Annotated in this window: 20 protein-coding genes, 1 tRNA gene and 1 pseudogene; 14 read left to right on the plus strand and 8 right to left on the minus strand. The window is 68.6% G+C overall.

What is annotated here, in order from left to right:
• Positions 1-15 precede the first annotated feature (15 nt).
• A complete protein-coding gene (locus tag OG352_RS18190) occupies positions 16-1,155 on the minus strand; it encodes a glycosyltransferase family 2 protein (protein WP_329218191.1) in 1,140 nt (379 codons plus the stop codon).
• A gap of 749 nt (positions 1,156-1,904) precedes the next feature.
• On the opposite strand from OG352_RS18190, the gene OG352_RS18195 reads away from it, so the two are divergent.
• The 3 genes from OG352_RS18195 to OG352_RS18205 all read left to right on the plus strand — a co-directional run bounded on the left by OG352_RS18195 (position 1,905) and on the right by OG352_RS18205 (position 4,052).
• Positions 1,905-2,171: a hypothetical protein gene (locus tag OG352_RS18195; RefSeq protein ID WP_329218192.1), complete on the plus strand. Its 267-nt coding sequence runs from the start codon at positions 1,905-1,907 to the stop codon at positions 2,169-2,171.
• Between the two features lie 94 nt (positions 2,172-2,265).
• Positions 2,266-3,900, plus strand: coding sequence for an IclR family transcriptional regulator domain-containing protein (locus tag OG352_RS18200; RefSeq protein ID WP_329218194.1), 1,635 nt, complete (start codon positions 2,266-2,268; stop codon positions 3,898-3,900).
• A gap of 76 nt (positions 3,901-3,976) precedes the next feature.
• Positions 3,977-4,052 (plus strand) — tRNA-Arg (locus tag OG352_RS18205).
• A gap of 162 nt (positions 4,053-4,214) precedes the next feature.
• Here OG352_RS18205 and OG352_RS18210 read toward each other — a convergent pair.
• Entirely contained in the window at positions 4,215-4,550 is a 336-nt protein-coding gene (locus tag OG352_RS18210; protein ID WP_329218195.1) for a transcriptional regulator, read from the minus strand.
• Complete coding sequence (locus OG352_RS18215) at positions 4,547-4,909, minus strand: hypothetical protein (RefSeq protein WP_329218196.1); 363 nt, start codon at positions 4,907-4,909, stop codon at positions 4,547-4,549. The genes OG352_RS18210 and OG352_RS18215 overlap by 4 nt, the downstream gene beginning before the upstream one ends.
• Positions 4,910-5,720: 811 nt before the next feature.
• Here OG352_RS18215 and OG352_RS18220 point away from each other — a divergent pair.
• Positions 5,721-5,885: a hypothetical protein gene (locus OG352_RS18220; protein WP_329218197.1), complete on the plus strand. Its 165-nt coding sequence runs from the start codon at positions 5,721-5,723 to the stop codon at positions 5,883-5,885.
• Between the two features lie 140 nt (positions 5,886-6,025).
• On the opposite strand, the gene OG352_RS18225 is transcribed toward OG352_RS18220, so the two are convergent.
• From OG352_RS18225 to OG352_RS18240, 4 genes are all read right to left on the minus strand, one after another.
• On the minus strand, positions 6,026-9,436 hold the full coding sequence (locus OG352_RS18225; protein WP_329218198.1) for a HelD family protein: 3,411 nt from the start codon (positions 9,434-9,436) through the stop codon (positions 6,026-6,028).
• Between the two features lie 93 nt (positions 9,437-9,529).
• The gene (locus OG352_RS18230) at positions 9,530-9,904 is read right to left on the minus strand and encodes a hypothetical protein (protein ID WP_329218199.1); all 375 of its coding nucleotides are present in this window, start codon (positions 9,902-9,904) and stop codon (positions 9,530-9,532) included.
• Positions 9,901-12,366 carry an AAA family ATPase gene (locus OG352_RS18235; RefSeq protein WP_329218200.1) on the minus strand — a complete coding sequence of 822 codons (2,466 nt, stop codon included), beginning with the start codon at positions 12,364-12,366 and terminating at the stop codon, positions 9,901-9,903. The genes OG352_RS18230 and OG352_RS18235 overlap by 4 nt, the downstream gene beginning before the upstream one ends.
• 216 nt (positions 12,367-12,582) lie before the next feature.
• Entirely contained in the window at positions 12,583-13,134 is a 552-nt protein-coding gene (locus tag OG352_RS18240; RefSeq protein ID WP_329218201.1) for a hypothetical protein, read from the minus strand.
• Positions 13,135-13,430: 296 nt separating this feature from the next.
• On the opposite strand from OG352_RS18240, the gene OG352_RS18245 reads away from it, so the two are divergent.
• From OG352_RS18245 to OG352_RS18265, 5 genes are all read left to right on the plus strand, one after another.
• Positions 13,431-15,698 carry an N-6 DNA methylase gene (locus OG352_RS18245; RefSeq protein WP_329218202.1) on the plus strand — a complete coding sequence of 756 codons (2,268 nt, stop codon included), beginning with the start codon at positions 13,431-13,433 and terminating at the stop codon, positions 15,696-15,698.
• A gap of 90 nt (positions 15,699-15,788) precedes the next feature.
• On the plus strand, positions 15,789-17,798 hold the full coding sequence (locus tag OG352_RS18250; RefSeq protein ID WP_329218203.1) for a type I restriction-modification system subunit M: 2,010 nt from the start codon (positions 15,789-15,791) through the stop codon (positions 17,796-17,798).
• Positions 17,795-19,105 carry a restriction endonuclease subunit S gene (locus OG352_RS18255; RefSeq protein WP_329218204.1) on the plus strand — a complete coding sequence of 437 codons (1,311 nt, stop codon included), beginning with the start codon at positions 17,795-17,797 and terminating at the stop codon, positions 19,103-19,105. The genes OG352_RS18250 and OG352_RS18255 overlap by 4 nt, the downstream gene beginning before the upstream one ends.
• A 2-nt stretch (positions 19,106-19,107) precedes the next feature.
• Positions 19,108-22,308: a type I restriction endonuclease subunit R gene (locus tag OG352_RS18260; protein WP_329218205.1), complete on the plus strand. Its 3,201-nt coding sequence runs from the start codon at positions 19,108-19,110 to the stop codon at positions 22,306-22,308.
• A gap of 125 nt (positions 22,309-22,433) precedes the next feature.
• A complete protein-coding gene (locus tag OG352_RS18265; RefSeq protein WP_329223879.1) occupies positions 22,434-23,690 on the plus strand; it encodes a hypothetical protein in 1,257 nt (418 codons plus the stop codon).
• Between the two features lie 149 nt (positions 23,691-23,839).
• On the opposite strand, the gene OG352_RS18270 is transcribed toward OG352_RS18265, so the two are convergent.
• Positions 23,840-24,103, minus strand: coding sequence for a GntR family transcriptional regulator (locus OG352_RS18270; RefSeq protein WP_329218206.1), 264 nt, complete (start codon positions 24,101-24,103; stop codon positions 23,840-23,842).
• 148 nt (positions 24,104-24,251) lie between these two features.
• Here OG352_RS18270 and OG352_RS18275 point away from each other — a divergent pair, with 148 nt between their 5' ends.
• The 5 genes and pseudogenes from OG352_RS18275 to OG352_RS18295 all read left to right on the plus strand — a co-directional run bounded on the left by OG352_RS18275 (position 24,252) and on the right by OG352_RS18295 (position 25,893).
• Positions 24,252-24,560: a hypothetical protein gene (locus tag OG352_RS18275; RefSeq protein WP_329218207.1), complete on the plus strand. Its 309-nt coding sequence runs from the start codon at positions 24,252-24,254 to the stop codon at positions 24,558-24,560.
• A complete protein-coding gene (locus OG352_RS18280) occupies positions 24,557-24,820 on the plus strand; it encodes a hypothetical protein (protein ID WP_329218208.1) in 264 nt (87 codons plus the stop codon). The genes OG352_RS18275 and OG352_RS18280 overlap by 4 nt, the downstream gene beginning before the upstream one ends.
• Positions 24,821-24,980: 160 nt before the next feature.
• A pseudogene (locus OG352_RS18285) lies at positions 24,981-25,162 on the plus strand (hypothetical protein); the annotation flags it as partial.
• A 126-nt stretch (positions 25,163-25,288) separates the two neighbouring features.
• The gene (locus tag OG352_RS18290; RefSeq protein WP_329218209.1) at positions 25,289-25,645 is read left to right on the plus strand and encodes a hypothetical protein; all 357 of its coding nucleotides are present in this window, start codon (positions 25,289-25,291) and stop codon (positions 25,643-25,645) included.
• A complete protein-coding gene (locus tag OG352_RS18295; protein ID WP_329218210.1) occupies positions 25,642-25,893 on the plus strand; it encodes a hypothetical protein in 252 nt (83 codons plus the stop codon). The genes OG352_RS18290 and OG352_RS18295 overlap by 4 nt, the downstream gene beginning before the upstream one ends.
• Positions 25,894-25,942 lie beyond the last annotated feature (49 nt).

Consider the following 25,942-nt stretch of genomic DNA (forward strand, 5'->3'; position numbering starts at 1 on the left):
GACCCTTGAGGGTGTTCATCTCTTTTCCCCGATCTTTCCCCGACTCACTTCCTGGACCTGATCCAGGACCTGGTCCCAGGACCCACCTGCAGGGCCTACTTCCAGGCGGACACGCGGGTCACATACGACTTGACGATGGACGAGAAGAGCCAGTACGCCCGCACCACGGTGTAGACGAGCTCGGGGATCAGCAGGGCCTCGACGAGCATCGCCTTCCAGCCGAGGTTGGTGACCCGGAGCGCGGGATAGACGATCCAGAACGCGAAGAGCGCCCACAACCAGGGGCTTTCGTGGGAGGCCGTGCTGCGCGACCATGAGGAGCTGCCCCGAACCCCATCCCGGGATGTACACGAAGCCCATGCAGCCCAGGATCATCGTGGCGATGGTGTGCCAGGTGAACTTGGTCCAGCCGCGACGGCGCAGCGTGTCCACGGTCCCGCGGCTCCACCGTTCGCGCTGCTGGATCAGCTCACGCAGGGTGGGCATGAGGTCGGTGTAGGCGATGCAGAGCTGGTTGGCCGTCACCTTCCAGCCGGACTCCTTGAGCGCCAGCGTCGTCTCGTAGTCCTCGACCAGGTTGCGGTGGTCCTCCCAGAAGACCTCGCCCCGCCAGTCGATCAGGTTCTGCAGGGCCTCGGCCCGGTAGAAGGAACCGGCCCCCGACATGGTGTGGACGTCCGTGCGGTAGCGCGCGTTGGCGGCCCGGCCGTACTCGATGATCTGCATGCCGAGCAGGAACCGCTGCCAGGGGTTGCGCCACAGGTCGGTGCGGCCGAGGCAGGCGGCGCTGACGCCGCCGAGCTCCGGGTCGGACGCGAGAACGTTCTGCGCCCGCTCGACGAACCTGGAGTGCAGCTCCGTGTCGGCGTCCATGACCAGGATGTGGCCCACCCGGTCGGTCAGCCGTCCGCCGACGGCCTCCCTGAGCCAGCGCAGCCCGTAGTTGAGCGCCCCGGCCTTCTTGTGCGGGTTGTCGTCGAAGTTCAGGACGACCGTGGGCGGCGCGTTCTCGTCCTCGGCGAACCGGCGCGCGTATTCGTCCGTGCGGTCGGTCGAGTTGTTGACCACCACGACGATGAGGTCGGGCCGGCGGGACTGCGCGGCCAAGGACTCCAGCGAGGTGAGGACGCCGATCTCCTCGTTGCGAGCCGGCACGAGGACGACGGTCTCGTAGACCCGCGTGTCCCACGTGTCCCGCGTATCCCGCGCGCCCTGCGTGCCCCACGCGCCCTGCGTGTCCCGCGTCGTCGTCTCGACTGGCGTGTCGTTCGCCCCGCGCCCTCTTCGATGCCGACTGCGCGACGCGCGCCGCGGATCAACCCGCGTAGAGCGCTCCGCCGTACCCGCCATTGCCCTGTCCCCTAATTCACACAGCGACCCCACCACTGTGTTCAAGCGGGCATCAAGGACACCTGGTCGAAGGACGGCGTCAGCTTCCCCGCAGGGGAGGACACCAAGGCAGGCCAGGGGCAGGATCAGGGACAAGGCCAGGATCAGGGTCAGGTTCAGGGAGAAGATCAAGGGCAAGATCAGGGACAAGGTCAGGGTCAGGCGCTTCAGTTGCGGGCCGAGACCGACGGGACCGAGAAAGGCACCCGGCAGTCCGAGTTCCACAGCACCGGGGGGACCGTCTTCGAGGGGACGCTGGTCGCCCGGGTCCACCTCAGCGACAAGCCCGCCGACGGCCGCGACGGCGACCACACGCCGAGTCCTTCTTCACGATCTCCCCCGACCACGAGTCGAAGAAGTACAGCGAACACGACTACGAGTACCTGCCCAACGGCGGCTGGGGAGCGAACGGGCCGCGACTCGACACCACGAGCTGGCGCGACAGCGCGACCAACGACCGGGCCACGAAGTCCCACATCACCAAGCTCGGCGGCTGGCACACCATGGTGATCACCGTGCACGACGGAAAGACCACCTACTCCATCGACGGCCGCGACCTCTTCACCAACGGCAGCGAGCACTCCCCACGCGAGCCCATGACCGTCAACTTCAGCACCTGGTTCATCGACCTCCCCTTCAAGGGGGCCCGCAGTTGGGACATGAAGGTCGACTGGCTCTACTACCAGGCGGACCAGGACGTCTCCGGCAAGGACGCCCAGAAGGCCGTCGCCGCCCTCACCGCCGACGGCACCCACTACGTGAACACCCTGCCCAAGCCCTGACCCGCACCGACCTCCCCCCGTCCCGTTACGGTGTCCCGACGACCCGTGACGAACACCCGTCCCGGAGACCCCCCACGGGGAGCACACACCACCCATGCCACAACCCGACCCCGCCACCTCCGCCGACACCGGAGCCCCCACCGAAGCCGTGGCACCCGCCGAGGCCGTGGCCCCGCTGATGCGCGGCGTCGCCGTGCTGCACCGGCTCACCGAGGCGAACGGCGTGCTGAGCCTCAGCGCGCTCGAACGCGCCACGGGCCTGGCCCGGTCGACCGTCGACCGCATCGTGGCGACGCTGGCACGCATGGGATACGTCCGACTCGACGGCCGCGACGCGATCCTGACCCCCCGCGTCATGGAACTGGGCAACGCCTACCTGGCCGCCCTGCGCCTGCCCGCGCTGCTGTCCGCCCGCGCGGACGGCCTGGCCGACGAACTCGACGAGTCCGTCTCCCTGGCGGTCGCCGACCGCGACGGCATCCGCTTCATCCACCAGGCGACCCGCCGCCGCGCGATGTCCCTGAGCTTCCGCATCGGAGACCTGCTCCCGGCCGAACGCACCGCCCCCGGCCCGCTGTTCGCCACCGAGTGGACGGACGAGGAGTGGCACTCCTGGCGCACCCGCCGGACAACGGACCCACAGAACCACAACTTCCCGACGGTACCGCCGTCCCCGCAAAGCAGGCGGAACGACAGGGACGACGACGCGGAAGAGGACGAGGAGGAGGCCTTCGCACGAAGGACGGCGGGAGCGGCCTCCACGGACTACGCCCTGGACGACCAGTTGATCGAACCGGGCCTGGTGGCGGTCTCCGTCCCCGTACGGGATCCACGCACCGCCCGGATCGCGTGCGTGGCGAACGTCGTCAGCCACACGAGCCGGCACACGGCGGCGAGCCTGCGCGAAACGCTGCTGCCCCGCCTCCGCGCGGCCGTGTCGGCGATGGAGGACGACCTGCGCCAGGCCTCGCCCCCGCACCCCGGCCCACCCCCCGCGGGCCTGGCGACCTGGACGGGCGCGTCGAAACAGGAACTCGGCCGGGAGTTCGTCGAGTCCCTGGCCCGGGGCCTGACCGTCCTGACGGCGTTCGGCGAGGGCAGGGCGGAGCTGACCCTCACGGAGGTCGCGAAGGCGACGGGCCTGGCACGGGCGACGGCCCGCCGGGCCCTGATCACGTACGAGCACCTGGGCCTGGTGACACCGACCCCGCACCGCACGTTCGCCCTCACCCCCCGAGTCCTCGCCCTGGGCTTCCCACCCCTCTCCCGTACGTCTCTCCCCCGCATCGCGGCCCCCCACATGGCGACGCTGGCGGACGAGATCCAGGAGACGACCTCCCTGGCGGTCCTGACCGAGCGGGGCGACGAGATCCAGTACACGGCCCGGGCGACCGCGAGCCACGTCATGAGCGTCGACATCACGGTAGGGACGAGGCTGCCGGCCCACGGAACATCGATGGGCCGGATCCTCGTCCCGAAAACCGGGGACGCGCCGCCGCCCTACGCCCTGACCGACGAGGAACTGGAACAGGGCGTGCGCGCGATCGCGGTCCCGATCCACGACCGGACGGGCCAGGTGATCGCCGCCCTGAACGCGGCGACCCACGTCGCCCGCCGCACGACCGAGGAGTGCGTCCACGTACTTCTCCCCGCCCTGCTCTCCACCGCCTCCCACATCGAAACAGACCTCCACACAGCCTCCCGCTTCACCCGATTCCCCCTGACCTGACCCCACCCCCCGACCCCCACACCCCCCACCCCGAATCCGGTACGCTGACGCCTGTGACCCACAGGGCCACGACCCCGCCTTCGTAGCTCAGGGGATAGAGCACCGCTCTCCTAAAGCGGGTGTCGCAGGTTCGAATCCTGCCGGGGGCACCAACACAAAGGCCCCGGAGCGATCATGGTCCGGGGCCTTTGACATCTACGGGTCTTAATCACTCACGTCAACGTGACTTCAGCCCAAGGCAGCTCCGCCGACCTTGAAGAGCCGGCCGCTGCCGCCCTCCTAAGGCTGTCGCCGAAACTGCACTGAGTCGCGCCTCAACTATCGTGATCGCTTGCTTCCGCGCCTGCTGCTTGCGCCGCGTCGACGATGGCTTGCAGCGCAGCAAGGTGACGCTTGAGAGCCGTACGGCCGGCCGATGTCAGCGACAACCAAGTGCGTGGGCGGCGTCCGACCGCTCCTTTACGGACGTGGACGTACCCGACCTCCTCCAGGGCGGTCGCGATGCGGCTGACACTCGCGTCGGAGACATGACAGTACTCACGGACTGCGGCGAATTCGGCTTCGGCGCAACCAGCGAGGAATGCCATCATGGTCAGCCGTGTCGGATGGTGAATCGCCTGGTCCAGCGCCGGTGACACGGCATGGTTCATTCCGTGTGCCCCGACGCCTTCAGCATCGCGACCGACTTGGAGCGGAGGAAGTTCTTCTGGGTTTCTCGCCACCACAGGGAGCCTCCTCCGAGGATTCCTAGAGCGATCGCACCCACGCTCCAGCCGAACGTAAGGAAAGCAAGGGCGGCCAACCCATAGGCGACCACCGGGAGGCCTTCGACGAGCGCGCGTTGTCTCATGGTTCCACGTGGTGGCCAGGCACGGACCCGCATGCGGGTCACCCGCACCGCGCACATGACCGGGAAGACGGACAGCGTCACGATCGTAGCGAGCAGTAACGCAAGCTTCCAAGCCGCACCATCCGCCTCGTACAGAAGCGGCCCGGCGGCCAGGGCCATTCCGAATCCGTGAGTAACGCCTGCCACAGGGGCCCACCACGTTGGATAGGGGGGCGATGTGTTCGCGGTCAGTTGGGCCCGTTGCGCGGCCTGCAGGTCGCTCCTGGCCGTGGCCGAGCTGAAGTGCTCGCTGCTAGGCATGGGTTCTCCCGTCCCTCCATAGTGCTTCCTCAGATGTCCTCATCATGGCATCTACTTTCGTAGGGCAAAAGTACTTCCGTACGCCTGATGTGACGTGGCCGTCTGGGCATCCGGTTCGCGACGAGGGCCCAGCGGAGTACAACATCCACCAACGCCCGGAAAGCGACTCCCGCGACACTCACCGCGCCCCGCACCCCCGGCTGGCCGAGCCACGTAGAGCTACGGATCGGAAGGCTTCTGACATCTACGGCTGACATCAACGACGCCGGACGGGGGCATACACCAGCGTCTCCGTCCAACCGTCGCACCAGTCGACGGCAGCAGCCGGAGCGGGGTCTGATCGAACTCCTAAAGCGGGTGTCGCAGGTTCGAATCCTGCCGGGGGCACTGTGTCTGAACAGGCGCGATGCACCAGAAAGGCCCCTCGGAAGTGATCTCCGAGGGGCCTTTTGAGCTGGCATGGGAACGAATGGGACGTGGGAATCTGGACAAATCCCCTGGTTTCGGCCCCCTCTCACACGGCCGCCGCTGGCACGCCCCCGTCGACATCGGTGCCTCGATCCCGATAAGGAATCCGCGGTCGTCCTCTACAACGTCCTCTCCGATCGCCCAGCTGTACGAGCAGAGCCTGGTCCACCACGTTGGGGCGCACGTAGCCCTGGAGGACCAGATGGTCACCTGGGTCGTCGGCATGGACAGCCCTGACCGCATGGACGCCGCGGTCCACGGATTGACGGAACTCGCCGACCCCGACCAGCTCGCCGCCGTCGCCGGCCACATCCACGATGACCGCCTCGGCGGACGCCGAGAACCCCCCGGAAACGGCCCCATATAGGCCAACGGCCCAGCCGGGGCACCCGATCGGCCCCGGCTGACAGCCTTCCGGGCCATGCCGATCAGGGGGAGTACGGCCGTCACTGCGCGGCCGTCGGCGCTGGCGTGAACCTGCAGGGCGCGGGAGCGAACTGAAGAACTCTATTGCCAATTACTCACCCCAGAGGGGCCAAGAGCGATGTCTGCGTTCTCGCCACCCCAACCAGCCGGGCTGCGCCAGAGGACATTGACACGGAAGACGTCGCGAATCGTGTCTACAGACCAGTCCTCGGCGGGCGGTTCGGGGAGAACAAGGTAGAGACCGTCGGCCGGCGCTGGCAGCGTGTGGTTGATCTCGAGCAGGCGGGTCGCACCCGATCGCAAGTCCGCGTAGGCGGAGCAGCCTGCGCCCAGGGCCTCGTAAAGGAAGAGACCGTGCTGGGTGACGCAGCTGACGTCGACGACCGGTGAGTCGACCGGCTGGAGGTCCGCCCAGAGGAGTGACGCCTTCAGCGCGTGACGAACCGCTTCGTGCTTCTTGCACGCGCGGTCGGTGCCGGCGGCCGTCTCGAGCGCGTGAAGGAAGCCGTCCTTCGTGTTCGCAGCCGGCGTTGCGGCGGTGTCCGCAGTGGTCATCTGCACTTCTTCCTTCTGATCGGGTTGTGTCGGGGCGACGGGGGCCGCGTCGTCGGAGTTCGGCTTCGTAGCTGTGTCGAAGCGCTCCTGGAGCTCTCGCCGCGCTTCAGCGAGGTGTCCCGCCCAGCCGGAAACTGCCAGCCCCTCTGCGAGTCGGCCGACATCGAAGGTGCCCTCCTTGAGCGCACGGTTGGTCGTCGCGGCGAGGTCGCGAAGAGCTCCGAGTCGTTCTCTGTCCGGATCGCCGAGCAGGTGAAGCACGTTGACCCAGTCGGCCTGGTCCCGTCGGAGGATGCGGTTGGCCATGCCCTGGAGTTCGGAGAGACGGCTGCGGGCGTCGGGAACGCCGCCGTCGCTCTCGGTCAGTTCTCTGAGAACATCCAGTGCCGCGAGGTAGCGCCCTGCCATCCGCTCCGAAATGGGCGACCGACCGCGCTGGTCGGCGGTGAGCACCGTCTGGGTCGTCTCGTTGGCAAACACCCAGCAGTCCAACTTCGCGCCCCGCAGAGGGGGAACCGATCCATGGCGGACGGTGAGGACGAGCGGTCGGTCGATCACCGGCGACAACGACTTGACCTTGTAGCGACCGCCCGGGGCCCGGTCCACGACCTCGACCCGGACATTGGTACCGATCCGGGGAAGCCTTCCGACTCCGCCGTCCTCCGGCTGGACAGCGGGCACCGTCGGTGCTGGGGCGTCCCCGGAAGCGGTGAGCGCCTCTGGCAGCGGGGCGGTATGCAGGACGGTCAGGCTCTGGGTGCTGCGGGTGAGGGCCACGTACAACTGGCGCAGCCCGGCGGGACCGCGGTCGGCGATCGTGGCGGGCTCGACGACCAGGACGTGGTCGTACTCCATGCCCTTGACCTGAGCTGCGGCCAGCACGGAGACGGCCTCGCGGTTCCGCTCGCCGATGTCGCCGTCCTCGGTGATCCTGCGGCTGATGGCGTCCAGCCAGTCCGAGTCGTCGGGAACGATGACGGCCACAGAGCGGGGGGTGCTGCCGTCACTGGTGTCCATCAGCCGGGCCACGTGGGCGACGGTGTCGTCGAGCAGTTTCCACGGTTCGGTCGCCACGGTCCGTACGGCGTCCGCTCCCGCCTCCCGGACAGCCTGCGGGTACGGCAGGGTCGGAGCGATCGTCCGTGCGAGAGGGGCGACGAACTCCATGATCTCGGCGGGGACGCGGTAGCTGGTGGTGAGCTGGGCCACGCTCCAGTCGCCGTGGTCGGAGAGGAGTGCGCCGAGCAGGTCCCAGCTCGTCGGGATGTGGGCGCCCGTCGCCTGCGCGAGGTCGCCCAGGACGGTCATGGAGCCGCCGACGGCGGAGCGCCGCCGCAGGGAGCGGGCCTGCATGGGCGTGAGGTCCTGGGCCTCGTCGACGACGATGTGGCCGTATCGCGGTGGGGTGTCGCCGCTGATCAGCACTCGGAGCTCTTCGAGGCAGACGTGGTCGTCGAGGGTCCATGGATCGTCGTCGGCACTGGCGGCGCGAACCCGCAGCAGGGCCGCCTGCTCGTCCTCGTCGAGGATGCCGTCAGCGCAGTCCCGCAGGAGGTCGGCCGAGTCGTAGAGGCTGCGCAGGGCCTCCCGGGGGCCGGGGGACGGCCAGATGCGTTCGACGAGGCGCTCGACCCGGCGGTTGCGTTCCAGGTCGCGGCGGATCGTTCCGGCCTGCCCGCGGCGCGGCGCGATGTCGGCGAGCTCCTGGAGGAGCCGGTCGACGAAGAGGCCGCGGAAACGATCGCGCCGCTCCCGGAAGGGCCCGTCGCCGGTGTGGGCCCGGTCGAGGAGGGCGAGGACCTCGGACTTCGGCACGCGGAGGGTCGTACTGCCGGCGGTGACGACGATCGCGGGCTCATCGCCCTCGAAGGAGGGGGCAACGGTGAGGGCGTCGAGAGCCTCAGGGCGGTAGTCGCTCTCGACGCGCCGCCGCAGCACGTCCGCCATGCGTTTGTCCGACTTCACGAGGCGCGCCTTCGGAGAGTCGGCGCCGAGGATCTCGCCCTCCCACAGGCGGTCCAGTTGGACGGCGTTGACGTCCCGGGTGCCGAGGGTGGGGAGGACCTTTCCGACATAGTCGAGGAACCGCTGGTGGGGGCCGATGACGAGGATGTCCTGAGCCCTGAAGTGCTCGTTGTTGACGAGCCAGGTCACCCGGTGGAGACCGACCGCCGACTTGCCGGTACCAGGGCCGCCCTGCACGACGAGAATGTCCGAGGGCGAGCCGGTGACCAGCTCCATCTGGTCACGGCGGATGGTCTCGACGATGTCCCGCATTCGACCGCCGCGCGACCGCTGGAGCTCCCGCAGCAGGAAGTCGTCCGGTTGGAGCGCCTTTCGCCGCTGGCGTTGTACGACATCGCCGGGGGTCGGGGCCGGCATACGCTCCGGGGCGGGAGACGCGTCCATCTCCTCCGCCGCGCTGTCGTCGGCGGCCTGACGGGGCTCCGGTACAGCGGCGGGCTCGCGTACGGCCAAGGGCCCGGAAGCGGGCGTCGGCAGGGAGATCTCGTCGAAGTAACTCTCGATGATCCGCTGTACGCAGCGGAGCTGCCGACGCAGGACCACCTCGCCCGGGTTCTCGGGCCGGGTCTCGATCCACTTCTTCGCCAGGGGGCTGGTCCACAGCAGGACCACCGGCTCGTGCGAGGCGTCGTGCACGCCGCGGCGCCCGATGTACCAGGGACGGGGGTCTCCTCCCGGGTCCTCCGGCGCATCGACGCGGGAGAAGACCAGGGCTTCGTCGCCGAGCCCTCCGTAGGCCTCTGCGCGAGCCTCCGCCTCGGCCCGGTTGGCGATCCCGTCCTTGCCGCTCGCCGAGGCGGTGGCGGCCGAAGTGCCGCTCAGTTCAGCCAGTTTCGCGGTGTAGCAGTCGTATGCGCGGTCCACCGCCCGCTGCTCACCGGCGAGGATCTCGTCCCGAGTGGTGGTGCTCATCTGCGTCCTCCCTGCGGTGTCGGGGGACACCGCCACGGGCATGTGCCCGTACCCCGCTGAAACAACTATCAGAAACCAGACGGTGACGAACAGTCAGTGGATCAGTTCTCGGACGAGGCCGTCCGCCTCGGTCCGCCAGGCCCTTACCTGGTCGTGCGTAGGCCCGAGCTCGTACAGGTGGTAGTGGCAGCCCAGACTCAGCTGGGACCAGAGGGCCTTCGCCCGTCGGGCCGTCTCCACCGACGCGACGGAGTGCAGGAGGAGCAGCTTGGCGCGCCCCGTGGTGCGGGACAGACCGGGCGTCGCGGCTTCCAGTACCCGGTCGACGCAAAGCTCCAGCGCGGTCCGCAGCGCCAGGCATGCGCCGCGGTACCGGCCGACGGTGGTGGCGTGGGCGAGTTCGCCGTCGAGGAGGCGGTCGGCCGTGAGCAGCAGACCTTCGACGGAAACGGAGGAAGGTGTGGTCATGCGGTCACCTCCGGCTTGCGGATCTTCTGCGCCAGGTTCTCGACGTCTGTGACGAAGCGGTGGGGGTTGGGGAACGAGGTGCCGTCGGGGTGGGCACCCTTCTGGCACTGTTGGATCAGGGAGCACGCCGGACTTCCGTAGCGGCGGCGCACCTCCTCCTTGACGTCGTTACCGCGCTTCACGTCGCCGAAGAGGGCGAAGGCCGCGACCTCCTGGAACCTCTCCGCGCTGTCGATCGCGGCCTGGAGGTCCTGCTCCGATCTGCCGGTGCGGTGGTGGCGGATCCACGCGGCCTCCAGGAAGGCGTTCTCCAGGGCGATACGGCACAGGCCGGGCAGCACGTGGCTGTACGTCTCGGGAGGAAGGCCCCGGGTGGCGGCAATGGCCCGGGCGTCGCCGATGGCCTGGGCGACCGGGTCGTCGACGCAGTCGACCTTCACCCGGGACTTCTCGCCACGCGTCACCTGGAAGACCGTGACCGGCAGTTCCTGGTCGGTGAACGCCTTCTGCAGACGGGGGTCGTGGGTGAAGACGACGAGCTGCCGGTGCCTGCCGATCTCGTTCAGCACCTGGGCGAGTCCGTGCACCTTGGTCGGGTCCATGGACTGCACGGGGTCATCGATGACGATGAAGCCGAACGGACTGTCGGCGGTGGCGGCCCGGGGCAAGAACAGGGACAGCGCGAGGGAGTGCTGCTCGCCCTGGCTCATGACACTGAGAGCCGAGGCCTCCTGGCCGTCGACGGAGACATCCATGACGAGCTTGCGGACAGTGGCCTTCTCGCTGCCCTTCAGGCTCACGGCCTTGAGGTCGATGTTGCTCTCCTGGCGGAGCCGCTCCCAGATCCGCTGCGACTGGTCGGCGAAGCCCTCCATGCGCTGCTCCCGCAACTCGGCGGCCAACGACTTGATCCAGGTGCTCGCCTTCCTGATGTCCCGCAGCCGAGGCTTGTTCGCCTCAACGGCACGGGCCCTCTCCGCCCAGCCCGCCAGGCGGGTGACGAGCCCGCGCCAGCGTTCGTCCCGCTTCTCCAGCTCCCTGACGGCGTTCTCCTTGACCGCGGCGCAGGCATCGGCCAGCGTCGCGGCGGCCTCGTGGGCGCGCCGGGCGAGTTCGTCGGGATCGCTGATCGTCCGGCAGGCGGACCATGCGCACCACGGGTCGGCGAGGGCGGCGGGGATCCGCGGGGGCGTGTGAACAAGGTCCTGCACGGCCCGTGCGGCCGACCGGAGTTCGCTGCGCGCGTCCGCGGCTGCCTCCGCCTCCTGTCGCAATGCGGCGATCTGGGCGATGGCGTCCGCGGCCCATGCCGCGTCCAGCATTCCGTCGGTCCCACACACGGGGCAGGAGGCAGCGTCGGGGTGACGGTCGTTGTGCGCCACAGCCCGTTCGAGGAGTTCCGCACGCTGCAGGGCGCCCTCGGCGATGGTGCCACGCAGGTCCTCGACGTCGGCGAGAGCCCTGCGCAGGCGGTCCACGGTCGTGCGGACCTGCGCCATCTCGGGTCCCTGTACGTCGGCCTCGGCGCGCAGCGCGGCAAGCAGGCCGTCGTCCGTGTCGGCGGGCAGCCCGGTGACCAGGGCTTCAATGGTCTCGAAGTCGGGCGTTCCCGTCGTGTCGACGGCGACGAGTGCCTGGACAGCGCGGTCGTCGTCCTCCAGCTCGTACAGGGCCTCCATGAGGCCTGGCAGCTCCGCCTTTGCCACCTTCTCCGCGTCTTCGAGTGCCTTGGCCTCCTGGCGGAGCCGGCCGTCGGCGGCGCTGAGCTGCCCGAGGCCGAGGATGGTGGCGATGGAGTCGTACATCTCGGAGGGCTTACCGCTGATCATGCGGTCGAGATCGACGTACGACAGGAAGGGCCGGAAGTCCCGCAGGGCCTGCTTCCAGGTCACCTGGTCGAGGGGTGCGCGGCCGTGTCCGGGCCGCTTGAGCTCGGCCTGGGAGTCGTCGAAGTCGTCGCCCTCCCAGGTGCGGGTGAGGGTGCTGCGGCCAGCCTCGCCCTCGATGGCGAGCTTGACCTCGATCTCCGGCCTGCCGTCGGTGTCGTGGAGGTTGCGCCAGTTGCTGCTGCGCATCGCGTGCTGCCCCTGCCACCGCATGTTCACGCCGGTGAAGGCCGTCTCGATGCCCTCGGCGACGCTGGACTTGCCGGAACCGTTGCGACCCACGACCAGGTTCACGCCGGGCCGGGGGCTGAGCTTGAGCAAGGCGCGCGGTCCGATGCCGCGGAACCGGGCGACGGCGACGGACTCGAGGTAGATCCGGCCGATCGGAGGGGTCCCTTGGGGCTCGCCGTCGCCCAGGGCCTCTTTCAGGAGCACCTTCACGGGCTCGGTGAGCGCCGCCTCCTCCAGGCGGGCTTCCACCAGGCCGGCCATGGGCACGGGCTGGTCGGCGGGGGTCGGCTGAGCGGGGTCGGTGGGGTGGTTCGCGTTCTGCTGGGGCTGTTCCGTCACGGTCATGTGCTGTCTCCCGGGGGCCGGATGCTGGTTCGGAGGATGGGTCGGACACCGGCACGCGGTCGGTGAGGATGATGCCCCCGGCGTTCGCGTCGGGTGGGCGGCGGGCGGCGTAGCGCCACCCCATCGAGGGGGAGGGGCGCGGAGGGGCTGACGAATACGGTCGTCCCGGGCACTGTGTGCTCGTCGCGGCCCGAGGGTCGGAGCGCCCGTTGCCGCTCAGCCGGCCTTGGTCCAGTCCTGGCAGCCCTGGGTCTTGAAGACCTCGCCCTTCTTGACCGTCACCCGGCCGGTCCCGGTCGGGGTGCCGTTGGTGATGATCGAGTCGAAGTCGCCGCTGGAGTCCTTGGCCCTCTCCCAGTAACACATGGAGCCGTCAGTTGGGCCCTTGGTCTTGTACGTGCCGGGCTCCATGTCCTGGCCGACCAGGTACTCGCCGTCGCCGGAGATCTTCGCGGCGGACGCCGCCGTGATGTCGGCGGGCTCGGTCGTCGGCGTCGCCGGCTTGGCCGCGGTCTCGGTCGGGGCGGCACCCTTGGCGGCGGCCGTCACCGTCACAGTCGGTGCGGGAGTCGCCGCCTCACCGTCGCCCGCGTTGGCGCCGCCGCCCATCCCGGCTCCCAGGCCCAGTGCGACGAGCGCGACCGCGCTGTGCGTGAACCACGACTTGCGGCGCGAAGGCTTCTTGGCAGGCGGCGCTGCGGGCGGCATGTGTCCCCACCCGCCCGGGGCGGGCTGACCGAACGGGGACTGCTGGATCGAGGTGGTCATGTGGGGTTCCTCCGGTGTGCGGTGGGTGGCGACTGCAGTGCGGAACGCACACGGGTGGCCTCGGCCGCGACGTATCGCGCGGCGATGAGAAGGGATCGGAAGAGATCAGATGCGTGGCGGTGGTACGGCGACAGGGCGCTCCACAGCGCGTCGCGCAGTCGCCGCTTCCAATCGGAAGCAGTAATAGGTAAGCACACCACTGAAAGCATCGTCAAACAGCTTGATGCGCTTGACGGCTGCTGTAACGTGTTTACTGTTCACTACCGACTGGCCCGAGAGGAGCAGCACCCCACGCCATGCCCCAGCAGCCCTCAGCCCAACTGCCCGCCTCGGCGCACGTGACCGCCGCCGAGATCTCCCGCGTCGCAGGGGTCACGCGCGCCACCGTCAGCAACTGGCGCCGTCGCCACGACGACTTCCCCGCTCCCAGCGGGGGCACGGAGAGCAGCCCGCTCTACGACCTGACGGCTGTCCAGGCATGGTTGCGGGGGCGCGGGCACACCTCCGCTGCCTCGCCCGCCGAGGAGTTGCGTACGGCGCTGCGTCTGCTCGGGCCCGGCTCGGGTGCGGCGGCGCGGCTGTTCCCGCTGGTGGCGGCCATGTCCCGCCTCACGCCCGAGGAGCTGGCCGAACTCGCCACCGCGTCCGACGACCAGTTGATCGCCCGCACGGAGAAGGCCGCAGCCCAGCTCCCCCCGGCTGTGCCCGAGGCCGAGCCGGTCCGCTACGGCCCGGACGATGCGGGCACGGTCCGCGCCCTGCTGGGTTGCGTCCGTGAGGCCGGAGCGCAGGCCGCCCTCGATGTCCTCGCGGAGCGCGAGCTGGACGAGGGTGCCGCCAGCGGCGTTTACCAGACTCCGGAGGGCCTGGCCCTGCTCATGGCGCGGCTCCTGCCCGCCGGCGCGGCCCGTGTCCTCGATCCGGCCTGCGGCAGCGGCACTCTCCTCGCTGCCGCTGCCCGGCAGGGCGCACAGGAGCTGTTCGGGCAGGACACGCTCCCGGTCCAGGCCCAGCGCAGCGCGGTCCGGCTCCTGCTCGCCGCACCCGGGGCCGACGTGGCGATCCGCGTCGGCGACAGCCTGCGCGACGACGCCTTCCCCGAGGTCACGGTCGACGCCGTCCTGTCCAACCCGCCTTTCGGCGACCGTGATTGGGGTCATGACGAGCTGGCGTACGACCCGAGGTGGGCGTACGGGGTCCCGCCGCGCTTCGAATCCGAGCTGGCCTGGGTGCAGCACGCCCTCGCGCATCTGGAGGCCGGCGGCCACGCGGTCATGCTGCTGCCGCCCGCACTCGCCTTCCGCTCCTCCGGCCGCCGCATCCGCGCCGAGCTCATCCGCAGCGGGGCCCTGCGAGCAGTCATCTCGCTCCCGGCGCGTGCCGCGTATCCGCTCCACATCGGTCTGCAGATCTGGGTGCTCCAGCGCCCCGAGCCGGGCGGCGCGGACCGTACGCCGGTGCTGTTCGTCGACGGTGAGGGCGAGCAGCGGGACGCCACCACGGGAACACCTGGCGCGACCGTTGCGTCCACGGCCGGCTTCGGCACACGCGGCGGCTCGCGCCCTGGCCGGTCCGGCTCTTCCTCTTCCGCCGCCTCCTCTTCCTCTGGTTCCTCTGGTTCCTCTGGTTCCACCTTCGACTGGGCGGGGCTGACCGGCAGGGTCCTCACCCAGTGGGCCGCGTTCACCGCAGCCCCCGACACCTACGCCGACGAGCCCGGCGTCGCCCGCGCGGTGCCGCTCGTCGACCTCCTCGACGATGTCGTCGACGTCACCCCGGCCCGCCATGTGAGGGCGACGGCAGCTGACATCGACCCGGCAGCCCTGGCCCGGCGCGTCGCCGAGCTGCACGGGCAACTGGCCGAGCAAGTCGCTGCCCTGGCAGGCGCCTCAGAGTCCGGCGGCTGGCAGCCGTCCGGGGCGTCAGCCCGCGAGTGGCGTACGGCGACCGTCTCCGACCTTGCGCGCGGCGGGGCCCTGACCGTGCTGCGGGCGGCGACGCCCGGGACGCGAGGCTCCAAGGGCGCCGCCGCCCCTGCCGCAGACCGGCCGGTCCTCACCGCCCTGGACATCTCAGCCGGAAACCCACCGTCCGGCGGCGCCGGTGACGTCCACTCTGACGCCACGCAGCCTGTCGCCGCCGGAGACGTCCTCGTACGCGCAGTCGCGGGCGGCGGCGACGCGGCCGCGATGACCCGGGTCGCGGACGACCAGGACGCCGGAGCCCTGCTCGGTCCGAACGTCCACCTCCTACGCCCCGACCCGGCCCGCCTCGACCCGTGGTTCCTGGCCGGATTCCTCGGCGCCGAGGACAACATCGCCTCCGCGTCCACCGGCAGCACCCACGTGCACGTCGCACCCGGCCGCCTGCGCGTACCGCTGCTGCCCCTGGAGCAACAGCGGCGCTACGGGGAGGCCTTCCGCCGCGTGCACGAGCTACGCGCGGCCGTTCGCCGAACCGCCGGCCTCGCCGCCGACACCGCGGCCACTCTTACCACCGGCCTCACCGCCGGCGTACTCCTGCCACCGGACACCCCGGACAGCAGACCCGGCCGTTCCGCCTGAAACGCCCCACACGTCCCACCGCACACGACCACACTGGATCCCTGCCGTCCCCCGCCCGGACGGCGCTTTTCGGAAGGAAGCCGGGACCTCTTGAACAGCAGTAAGCACACGGAGCTGGCGAACCACGCCTGGTCCGTCGCCGATCTCCTGCGCGGCGACTACAAGCAGTCCGACTACGGCAAGGTCATCCTGCCGTTCACCGTGCTGCGCCGCCTGGAGTGCGTCCTGGAGCCGACGCGCGACAAGGTCGTCGAGACCGTCGCCAGGTTCGCGGGCCAGGAGATCGACACCGACCACTTCCTGCGCAAGGCCTCGGGCAACTCCTTCTACAACAAGAGCGACCTCACGCTGCGGAAGATCGCGGCCGACCCGCAGAACGCGGCGAAGAACCTGCAGATCTACGTCGGTGCCTTCTCCGACAACGCCCGCGAGGTCCTCGACAAGTACGAGTTCAACCAGCAGGTCAGGAAGCTCGACGGCGCGAACCTGCTCTACCAGGTCATCGGAAAGTTCACCGACCTCGACCTGCACCCCGACGTCGTGCCCAACCACAACATGGGCTACATCTTCGAGGAGTTGATCCGCCGCTTCGCCGAGCAGTCGAACGAGACCGCGGGTGAGCACTTCACCCCGCGCGAGGTCATCAAGCTGATGGTCAACCTGCTGGTGGCGCCCGACGCGGACGCCCTCAGCCTGCCTGGTGTCGTCCGCACGGTCATGGATCCGGCCTGCGGCACGGGCGGCATGCTCAGCGCCGCCGACGACCGCATCAAAGCCCTCAACCCGGACGCGACGGTCGAGGTGTACGGGCAGGAGCTCAACCCCGAGTCCTGGGCGATCTGCCGCTCCGACCTCATGATCAAGGGCCAGGACCCGGAGAACATCCGCTTCGGCAACTCCTTCTCCGACGACGGCCACTCCCGCCGCAGGTTCGACTACCTCCTCGCCAACCCGCCGTTCGGCGTGGAGTGGAAGAAGGTCAAGGAGGAGGTCGAGTACGAGCACAGGTCGCTCGGCGACGCCGGCCGCTTCGGCGCGGGCCTGCCGCGCATCAACGACGGCTCGCTGCTCTTCCTCCAGCACATGATCTCGAAGATGAAGCCGGTGGACGTGAACGGCGGGGGCGGCTCCCGCATCGCCATCGTCTTCAACGGCTCCCCGCTGTTCAGCGGCGCGGCGGGGTCTGGTGAGTCGGAGATCCGACGTTGGATCCTGGAGAACGACTGGCTGGAGGCGATCGTCGCCCTCCCGGATCAGATCTTCTACAACACCGGCATCTCCACGTACTTCTGGATCCTCACCAACCGCAAGGACGCCGACCACACGGGCAAGGTCGTCCTGCTCGACGCGCGCGACCAGTGGCAGAAGATGCGCAAGTCGCTGGGCGACAAGCGCAAGGAGTTGGGCGACGGGACGAACGGCCGCCCCAACCACATCGGCGACATCACCCGCCTGTACGCGGAGGCGGTGCAGGTCGCGAAGGACACCGAGCACCCGCTGCACGGCAAGGTCAAGGTCTTCGCGAACGAGGACTTCGGCTACCAGCGCATCACCGTCGAACGCCCGCTGAAGCTGCGCTTCGAGGTCACGGAGGAGACGTTGGCGGCGCTGGAGGAGTCCAAGCCAATCCAGAAGCTGCCGGCCGCTTCGGTTTTCTTCGACGCCATCGAGTCGATGCAGGTTCGATCCTGGGCCACCAAGTCGGAGGCGTGGCTGGCGCTCAAGGACGCGGTCGTACAGGCCGGGTCGACCTGGCCGACAGGCGCGCCGTTCAACAAGGCGCTGCGGGACGCAATCGGCGTACGGGACCCGGGGGGCGAGGTCCAGATGGTGAAGGGCAAGCCGGAACCGGACACGGACCTGCGGGACTACGAGAACGTTCCGCTGGGCGAGGACGTCGAGGACTACCTCAAGCGCGAGGTGCTGCCGCACGTGCCGGACGCGTGGATCGACCACACGAAGACGAAGGTCGGCTACGAGATCCCGTTCACCCGGCACTTCTACGTGTACAAGCCGCCGAGGCCGCTGGCGGAGATCGACGCGGAGTTGAAGTCGCTGGATGCGGAGATTCAGGCGCTGCTGGGTGAGGTGACGGAATGACCCCCACCACGGACGGCTGGATCGCTGGCGCACCTGTTCAATGGACGCGGGGACGCATCAAGAATCTCATCGCATCGTCCACCAATGGAACGTGGGGTGGTGAACCTGCCGAAGACGGTAGCGATGTCCGCTGTATTCGCGCCGCCGACTTCGACCGTGTGGGGCGTCGAGCGAAGGCCGATGGGGCTCCGTTGCGAAGCGTCGACGCATCATCGCTACGGCAGCATCTCCTGCATCCTGGCGACCTGATCCTCGAAAAGTCGGGGGGAGGCGAAAAGCAGCCCGTCGGCATGGCTGTTCTCTACGACGGAGCAGAGAAGGCAGTGTGCTCTAATTTCTGCTCTCGGATTTCCCCCGAATCTGCTGTCGACTCTCGCTTCCTGACCTACGTATTCGCCGCTGCATACGGTCAGGGGCTGACACAGAGTGCCATCAAGCAGACCACGGGTATCCAAAACTTGGATGCTGGAGCCTTCTTTTCTTCGCCGTGGGCATATCCAGGGTTGGAGGAGCAGCGCCGCATCGCCGACTTCCTCGACGCCGAGACCAGCAAGCTAGCTCGAATCGAGCTCCTTTCCAGCAAATTCTCACACCTCCTAGGCGAGCGGCAGGCGTCGCTGCTGTCGAATTGCTTCTCGTCACGCACGACGGAGGCTGGCGGCACGCTTCCGGTCAATCTTGCATTGCGACGTGTCGTAAATCGATGGATCGACTATCGCGGGGCAACACCCGAAAAGACTGTATCCGGGGTCCCATTGGTCACTGCCAAGAACATTCGCGATGGAAAGATCGACATGGCTGCAAGTCGCGAGTACATTGCCGAAGACGCCTACAGCGATTGGATGCGTCGTGGGCTACTCATGCACGGCGACGTGTTGTTGACCACTGAGGCTCCGCTCGGACAGGTGGCAATGGTCGATGATCCAGGGGTCGCTCTCGCGCAGCGTGTAATTGTACTCAGGGCCGATCAGAGGTTCTGTAGTCCGGAATGGCTTTACTGGTACCTGCGTTCACCCCAGGGCCAGGCGGAGTTGGAACTCCGGGCTACCGGATCGACCGCCTTGGGTATCAAGGCCGACAGGCTGCGTGGAGTTCCCATTCTCGTTTTGAAACCCGCAGAGGCAAAAGAACGCTTGGCGCAATTGCAGAGCCAGGTGTCTCAGATCGAAAGCCTGCAGGGTGAGTTGTCAAGACAGCGAGCGCTGATCGCCGAACGCCGCCAAGCCCTCATCACCGCCGCCGTAACCGGCCAGTTCGACGTATCCACCGCCAGCGAACGCAACGTAACGGACGGAGGCACCGCGTAGCCATGAGCCCGATCCACACGGAGTCCGCCTTCGGTGACGCCATCGTCGCCGCCATGGTCGAGTGCGGCTGGCGCGAAGCGCGCCCGCAGGACTACCGGGCCGATCTCGGCCTGGACACCAACGAGTTGTTCACCTTCATCGGGGCGACCCAGCCCGACGAGTGGAACGAACTGCTCACCGTCTACGGCGGAGACCCGAACGAGGCGCAGCGCGGGTTCGCCGGCCGACTCGACCAGGCCATTGCCACCAACGGGCTCCTCGATGTTCTCCGCAACGGCGTCAAGGACCGGGGTGTCCTGCTCCGTGTTGCCTACTTCAAGCCGAACCTCGTCGCCCACGACTCCGTGCTCGACGGCTACCGGGCCAACCGTCTCACCGTCGTCCGCGAACTCGTGTACGCGACGAAGCAGGCCGACTGGGGCAACAAGCTCGACCTCGCCCTCTTCCTCAACGGAATCCCCGTCGCCACGGCCGAGTTGAAGAACCCGCTGACCAAGCAGGGGGTGGCAAAGGCCAAGGAGCAGTACCGCACCGACCGCGACCCCACCGAGCTGATCTTCACGCGTCGGGTCGTCGCGAACTTCGCCGTCGACCCGGACCTGGTCTTCGTCGCCACCCAGCTCAAGGGCAAGAACACCCGGTTCCTCCCGTTCAACACCGGCTCCAACGGCCCCGGTCAGCCGGGCGGCGCAGGCAACCCGGACCCGACCGCCTTCGGCACGTACGCGACCTCCTACCTCTGGGAGCAGGTCTGGCAGCCGGACAACTGGCTGGACCTGCTCCAGCGGTTCGTGCACCTGTACAAGAGCAAGTCGCCCGGCGGCGGCACCACCAAGACGATGGTCTTCCCCCGGTTCCAGCAGTGGGACGCGGTCAAGAAGCTCACCGCGCACGCCGCAACGCACGGCGCGGGCCACGACTACCTGGTCATGGCCTCGGCCGGCTCGGGCAAGTCGAACACCATCGGCTGGCTCGCGCACCGCCTCAGCGACCTGCACACCCCGACCGACCCCCGCGAACTCGACGCCGAGGCCATGGCCAAGGGCCTCCAGCCGGGCGTGCCGGTCTTCGACAAGGTCATCGTCATCACCGACCGCCGCAACCTGGACGCCCAACTCCGGGAAACGGTCGGCAACTTCGAGCAGACCGCAGGCCTCGTCGTGAAGATCGACGAGAAGTACGGGGCGAAGGGCGAGCAACTCGCCAAGGCCCTCTCCCGCGACACCGGGAAGATCGTCACCGTCACCCTGCACTCCTTCCCGGCGCTGCTCGACTACCTCCAGCGCAACCCCACCGAGATCCGGGGCAGCCGCTTCGCGATCATCGTGGACGAGGCGCACTCCTCGCAGTCCGGCGACGCCGCCACCGCCGTACGGTCCGCCCTGCGCGACCTCGGCCTGGACTCCGACTCGGACGACGCGGGCGCGACCACGGTCAAGGCCCCGGCGACTGCCACCCTCGACGAGCAGCTCAAGAAGAGGGCCGAGCAGCGTTCCCGCGCCGCGAACCTCTCCTACTTCGCGTTCACCGCCACGCCGAAGGCCAAGACCCTCGAACTCTTCGGCACGCTCCAGGACATCGACGGCAAGGCGACCTACCGGCCCTTCCACACGTACTCCATGCGGCAGGCGATCGAGGAGGGCTTCATCCTCGATCCGTTGCGCAACTACGTCACGTACAACACGTATTGGAAGCTGGTGAACCAGAACCCCGACGAGCGGGAGGTCGACCCGTCGAAGGCGAACTCTCTGCTCGCCCGGTACGCGCTCACCCATGACTCGACGGTCGCCCAGCACGCCCAGGTGATCGTGGAGCACTTCGTGGCGCACAGCCGGGGCCGCCTCGGCGGGCGGGCCAAGTCCATGGTGGTGACCGCCTCACGGCAGTCCGCCGTGCAGATGGCGCGCGCGATCAAGAGCTACATCAAGGACCGGGACTACGACACCAAGTACCCCGACCTGGGTGTCCTCGTCGCCTTCTCCGGCTCACTCACAGTCGACGGCGAGGAGACCACCGAGCCGAAGGAGAACGGCGGGCTGTCGGAGAGCGCGCTGCCGAAGGCGTTCGGGTACACGCGTGCCGACGACAAGGCCGCCCGAGCCGGCGGTGCGGGCCAGCGCGAGTACAGGATTCTGGTCGTGGCGGAGAAGTACCAGACCGGCTTCGACCAGCCGCTGCTGACGACGATGTACGTCAACAAGACGCTGACCGGCATCTCCGCCGTCCAGACCCTGTCCCGGCTGAACCGGACCGCCGAGCGCAAAACCCAGGCCGACCTGGCGGTACTGGACTTCGTCAACGACGCCGAAGACATACAGGACTCCTTCCGCCCGTACTTCGAGGAGGCGAACACCCTCCCCTCCGACCCCAACCTGCTCTACACCGCGCAGAGCCGGGTCATGCAGGCGCCGATCCTGTCCGGGCAGGAGATGGACGAGTTCGCCGCCGCGTACTTCGCGGCCAAGGAGAAGGCGGCAGGCTCACAGTCCAAGTGGGAGAAGCTGCACGCCGAGCTGTACCGGCTGCTCTCCCCCGCCGTCGCCCGCTTCACGCCCCTGCTCGAAAGCGAGGACGAGGACGACCAGGAGACGGCGGAGGGCTTCCGCGCCGACCTCAACGACTACGTCAGGAAGTACGGCTTCCTCGCTCAGATCGTCCCCTACCGGGACGCCGAGCTGGAGCGGCTGCATCTCTACGGCCGCTACCTCCTCAACCGGCTGCCGCGCCGCGCGGACGGAGGCGTGGACATAGGCGAGATCGACCTCAGCCATATGCGGGTGGAGAAGACCGGCGAGTACGACGTCTCCCTCACTGCCGAGGGGCCGACGACGATGCAGGGCTTCGGCGACGGCTCGGGCGGTGCGAAGGAGGCGGAGAAGTCGCTGCTCTCGCAGTTGATCGACAAATTCAATGAACGCTTCGGCACCGAGTTCACCGAGCAGGACGTCATCCGCCCGTTCGAGGAGGCCAAGGCCGACCCGAAGGTGCGGGCGGCGGCCGTCGTCAACGACGAGGACAACTTCGGACTCGTCTTCGACAACGTCTTCGCGGACAAGATGGCCGACCACATCGACACCATCGCGGGCATGGGCCGCCAGTACTTCGGCCCCGACAAGGGCTTCAAGTCCAGCCTGGACCGCAGCGCCCGCAAGGCCGCGTGGCGGATGATCCGCCGCGAGGAGGGCCTGGACGACGACGTCTGATCCGTATGCCCCGGCTGGATGTGCCGGCCAGGGCGCCCTTGGAGCAAGACCTCGGCCTCTGCCCGGCGATCACCGCGCGCACCCCGCCGACCCTCAACTACGAGAAGCCACTTCGGGAGCGGGCAATGGACAACGAGATTCAGCTGATCAGTGACGGTGATGGATTGGCGGTCATCGGGAACGCGACGGATGTCGAACGCTTCCTCATCTCGGAGGGACTGTCGTCGAAGGACCTCGGACTGCAACGGCTCAAGTCCGCCTTCGGTACCGGGGCTGCAGCCGCGCAGGCAGGTTCAGAGATTGCCGCCAACTCCGGTCGCTGGGTGAAGCTGACCCAGGAGTCCGCGCAGCGTGTCAAGAAGTTCGGGCTGATGGAAAGCAAGACGCCAGGCGTCAGCCACGCGATGGTGGGGAAACCTGGCTCAATCAAGTCATGGCTCCAGATCGAGAAGGGGGCGGGCTCGTTTCTGACCAACCCGGCGCGTCTGGCTGGTGCCGCGGGGATCATGGCACAGCTCGCGATGCAGCAGACCATGGACGAGATCACCGACTACCTCGCCACGATCGACGAGAAGGTCGACGACGTGCTCCGCGCCCAGAAGGACGCTGTGTTGGCCCGCATGATCGGCGTCGACCTCGTGATCGAGGAGACCATGACCATCCGAGAGCAGGTGGGCCGGGTCTCCGAGGTCACGTGGTCGAAGGTGCAGGCCGCGCCGGCGACGATCGCAGAGACCCAGGCGTTCGCGCTGCGTCAACTCGACGCACTCGCGGAGAAGGTGGAGCGCAAGAGCAAGTCCAAGATCGGTGATCTCGCCACGGCGGCCAATGAAGCCGAGTCCAAGGCTCAGGAGTGGCTCGCTGTTCTGGCTCGTTGCTTCCAACTGCAGGACGCGATCGCCGTGCTCGAACTCGACCGAGTGCTGGACGCGGCTCCGGAGGAGCTGGACCGGCATCGCCTCGGGCTTCGGGCTGCCCGACAGAACCGGCTGGATCTCATCTCGCGGAGCACCGAGCGCCTGGTGGCCCGGATGAGTGCGGCTGCTGACACGGCCAACGCGAAGGTGCTGCTGCACCCGACCAAGTCCCCGGCTGTGGTCCAGTCGAGCAACCATGTCGCAACCGGCGTCGGTGACTTCCACGGGCGGCTCGGGATTGAGTCCGGTCGCCAGTCATCGGATGCGAGACGATGGGTGGACGCGGCCGCGGAGGCGAGGAACAAGGCGCTCGAGACAGGAGCAAAGGGCGTCGGTGCCGCCAGAAGCTTCGGCAACGGGACCCTCGACCGGGCCAGCTCCGTGAAGGGCAAGCTCTCCAGCGGGATCGCCGAGCGAGCAAGCCGTTGGCGCGGGAACGAGGAGGACCACGATCAGGAAGGCTGAGTGAACGCCGACCGTCAGCCACGGGCGCAGCCCGACAACACCCTCAGGTCTCAGCCAGCCATGCAAGATGTGGGTGCCCAGTCGCCTGTGCGACTGGGCGCCCACCGGGCGTACGAACGTACGGCTCAGATGGGTGACTGCGGCTTGGGCTAGGCGGAGGGCTCGGGGGTTTCGGGGGAGGGCGGCAGGGGGTCGACGACGAAAGTCCCCAGCCCGACCTCGCCCCGCGTCCACCCCTGCTCCCGCACATGCCGCATCGCCTTCGCCGCCGTCGCGTTCACCACGCCGAACTCCTGGGCGATTTCCAGGGTGGAGGGCACGCGGCTTCCCGGCGGATACGTGCCGTTCTTGATGCGCCGGATGATCTCCGCTGCGATCTGCCGCCACAGCGGGCGTGTGCGGTCAAGCTCCATGACATCAGCGTGGGTGACCACAGCATTCCGTGCATCCGTGGTTATCTGCGGTTATCCACGCTATCTTGGGTTCGCAACACAGAGCGGCCCCGACGGGAAGCGGCTACTTCCCTACCGGGGCCTCAGCCGACTGATTGGGAGTCGACCTATGCGCAGCCTACTGGCCGCGATTCTGAACCTCTTCCTGCCCACCCGCGGAGCCCACCGCTCCGCAGCAGCCCTGCCACTGCCCCTCATCCCCTGTCGGCCCGCTCCGGAGCCCCCGCCCGCGATCACGTGTCGGTACGCGGCGGACGTCATCGCCGCCGACGGCATGCCCCTGGTCCGCCCGTACGTCGTCGAGTGGGAACGCGAGCGCGACGAACGTGACCGGCGGCGTCTTCAGCGCGAGCGGCGCCGGGCGGCGGTCCTGGCGACGCCGGGGCAGGACTACGTTCCGTGGGAGGTCGCCGTATGAGTACGAATGCGTCTCGTCTGCGCAGCCTCGGCGTCGACCCGGCCACCGGCAAGGAGGCCTTCGCGGTCACGCGCCCCGGCGGTCTTCTTGAAGGGCTGGCCGATACGCAAGCGCTGAAGGCCGCCGCCGTCCTGGTGACGGTCGTCGGCGCCGTACTGGAGGCGGGGAAGGCATCGGACGCCGAACTCGCTGCCTTCGTAACGCCGTTGCATGCCGCGCTCGAAGAATGCGTCGGCATCATCGCGACCGACCGGGAGTGACGACGTAGAGGTATTCCACCCGGTGGCGCCCGGAGGGTTCGTCGTGGGCGCCACCGACCCACATCCGCCCCTGCTCCTTGACCCCAGGTCCGTATCCGGTCGGCACCCTTCTCGCACGCGTGGCGCTCGGCTGCCCGCCTCACTCCCGGATGAGACCGCGATGCGCGGCCCACGACCGAGCGGCGGCAATCAAGGGCGCACGGTGCGGAAGTTCAGCTCCACCCCGCGCGGCACGCGGCTCGCCCGGCGGCTTGCCGGGCAGCGGCTCGACGCGTGGGGCATCCCCTACGACTGCGACACGTCGACACGCACCACGCGCTGACGCTGATCGTCGCCGAGCTCGCCCCGGACCGCAGCGCCCGCAAGGCCGCCTGGCGGATGATCCGCCGCGAGGAGGGCCTGGACGACGACGTCTGACTCGTACGCCCCGGCTGGATATGGTGGCCGGGGCACCCTTGGGAGGACATCGTGAGCACACAGCCAGACCACGGCACGGAGCTGGTACCGCGCCCCGAACGTACCCCCGACGCCGTCCGCGTGGCGCTCGCCCGGATTGCTCCTCACCGCCTGGACGAGATGGAAAGGCACAAGGAAGAGGCGCTCGCCGCCGCCATTCGGACCAGCAAGATCGGGCACCTTCAGCACTGGCTGACCCACTGGGCCGCTCAGGTGGAGATCGAGCGTCGGCCCGATCTCTCCGCACGCCGTAGCCGTGCTCTCGCCACGATCCACGGCACGACCAGCAAGGACGATCCCGCGTTCCGATCCGCCATGGACCAGCTGCGTGCCGTCGAGGACATGGCGACGCAGGCGGTGTCCGAGTGACGTGGAGGTGGGAGTACGACCCGAGCGAGGCGTACGTCATCGGCGGAGCACCGCCGGCGTTCGTTGCCGAGGTCGAGAAACGGGCTGACGAGCTGGTGCGGGCCGCTGCGGCCTTCTACCTCGACGGAACACAGTACGAAGGGCTGGGCCCGAAGGGAGATACCGCACATGTCGACAGCGGATTCTTCGTCTACCTCATCGTTCCCCGGCATGAATGCGTGTACGTCCGCCAAGTGACCTGGATCTGATCCGGCGGTCGGCCCCCGCCTCTTCGGAGCGGGGGCGTTTGCCGTCTCG

Source organism: Streptomyces sp. NBC_01485 (assembly GCF_036227125.1).
In the GTDB taxonomy this organism is placed as follows: domain Bacteria; phylum Actinomycetota; class Actinomycetes; order Streptomycetales; family Streptomycetaceae; genus Streptomyces.

Excerpts from the sequence above, each read along its gene's own strand:
- OG352_RS18200 (WP_329218194.1), top strand. The coding sequence starts at position 2,266 with ATGCCACAACCCGACCCCGCCACCTCCGCCGACACCGGAGCCCCCACC.
- OG352_RS18210 (WP_329218195.1), bottom strand. The coding sequence starts at position 4,550 with ATGAACCATGCCGTGTCACCGGCGCTGGACCAGGCGATTCACCATCCG.
- OG352_RS18215 (WP_329218196.1), bottom strand. The coding sequence starts at position 4,909 with ATGGCCCTGGCCGCCGGGCCGCTTCTGTACGAGGCGGATGGTGCGGCT.
- OG352_RS18220 (WP_329218197.1), top strand. The coding sequence starts at position 5,721 with ATGGTCACCTGGGTCGTCGGCATGGACAGCCCTGACCGCATGGACGCC.
- OG352_RS18225 (WP_329218198.1), bottom strand. The coding sequence starts at position 9,436 with ATGAGCACCACCACTCGGGACGAGATCCTCGCCGGTGAGCAGCGGGCG.
- OG352_RS18230 (WP_329218199.1), bottom strand. The coding sequence starts at position 9,904 with ATGACCACACCTTCCTCCGTTTCCGTCGAAGGTCTGCTGCTCACGGCC.
- OG352_RS18235 (WP_329218200.1), bottom strand. The coding sequence starts at position 12,366 with ATGACCGTGACGGAACAGCCCCAGCAGAACGCGAACCACCCCACCGAC.
- OG352_RS18240 (WP_329218201.1), bottom strand. The coding sequence starts at position 13,134 with ATGACCACCTCGATCCAGCAGTCCCCGTTCGGTCAGCCCGCCCCGGGC.
- OG352_RS18245 (WP_329218202.1), top strand. The coding sequence starts at position 13,431 with ATGCCCCAGCAGCCCTCAGCCCAACTGCCCGCCTCGGCGCACGTGACC.
- OG352_RS18255 (WP_329218204.1), top strand. The coding sequence starts at position 17,795 with ATGACCCCCACCACGGACGGCTGGATCGCTGGCGCACCTGTTCAATGG.
- OG352_RS18260 (WP_329218205.1), top strand. The coding sequence starts at position 19,108 with ATGAGCCCGATCCACACGGAGTCCGCCTTCGGTGACGCCATCGTCGCC.
- OG352_RS18265 (WP_329223879.1), top strand. The coding sequence starts at position 22,434 with ATGGACAACGAGATTCAGCTGATCAGTGACGGTGATGGATTGGCGGTC.
- OG352_RS18270 (WP_329218206.1), bottom strand. The coding sequence starts at position 24,103 with ATGGAGCTTGACCGCACACGCCCGCTGTGGCGGCAGATCGCAGCGGAG.
- OG352_RS18275 (WP_329218207.1), top strand. The coding sequence starts at position 24,252 with ATGCGCAGCCTACTGGCCGCGATTCTGAACCTCTTCCTGCCCACCCGC.
- OG352_RS18280 (WP_329218208.1), top strand. The coding sequence starts at position 24,557 with ATGAGTACGAATGCGTCTCGTCTGCGCAGCCTCGGCGTCGACCCGGCC.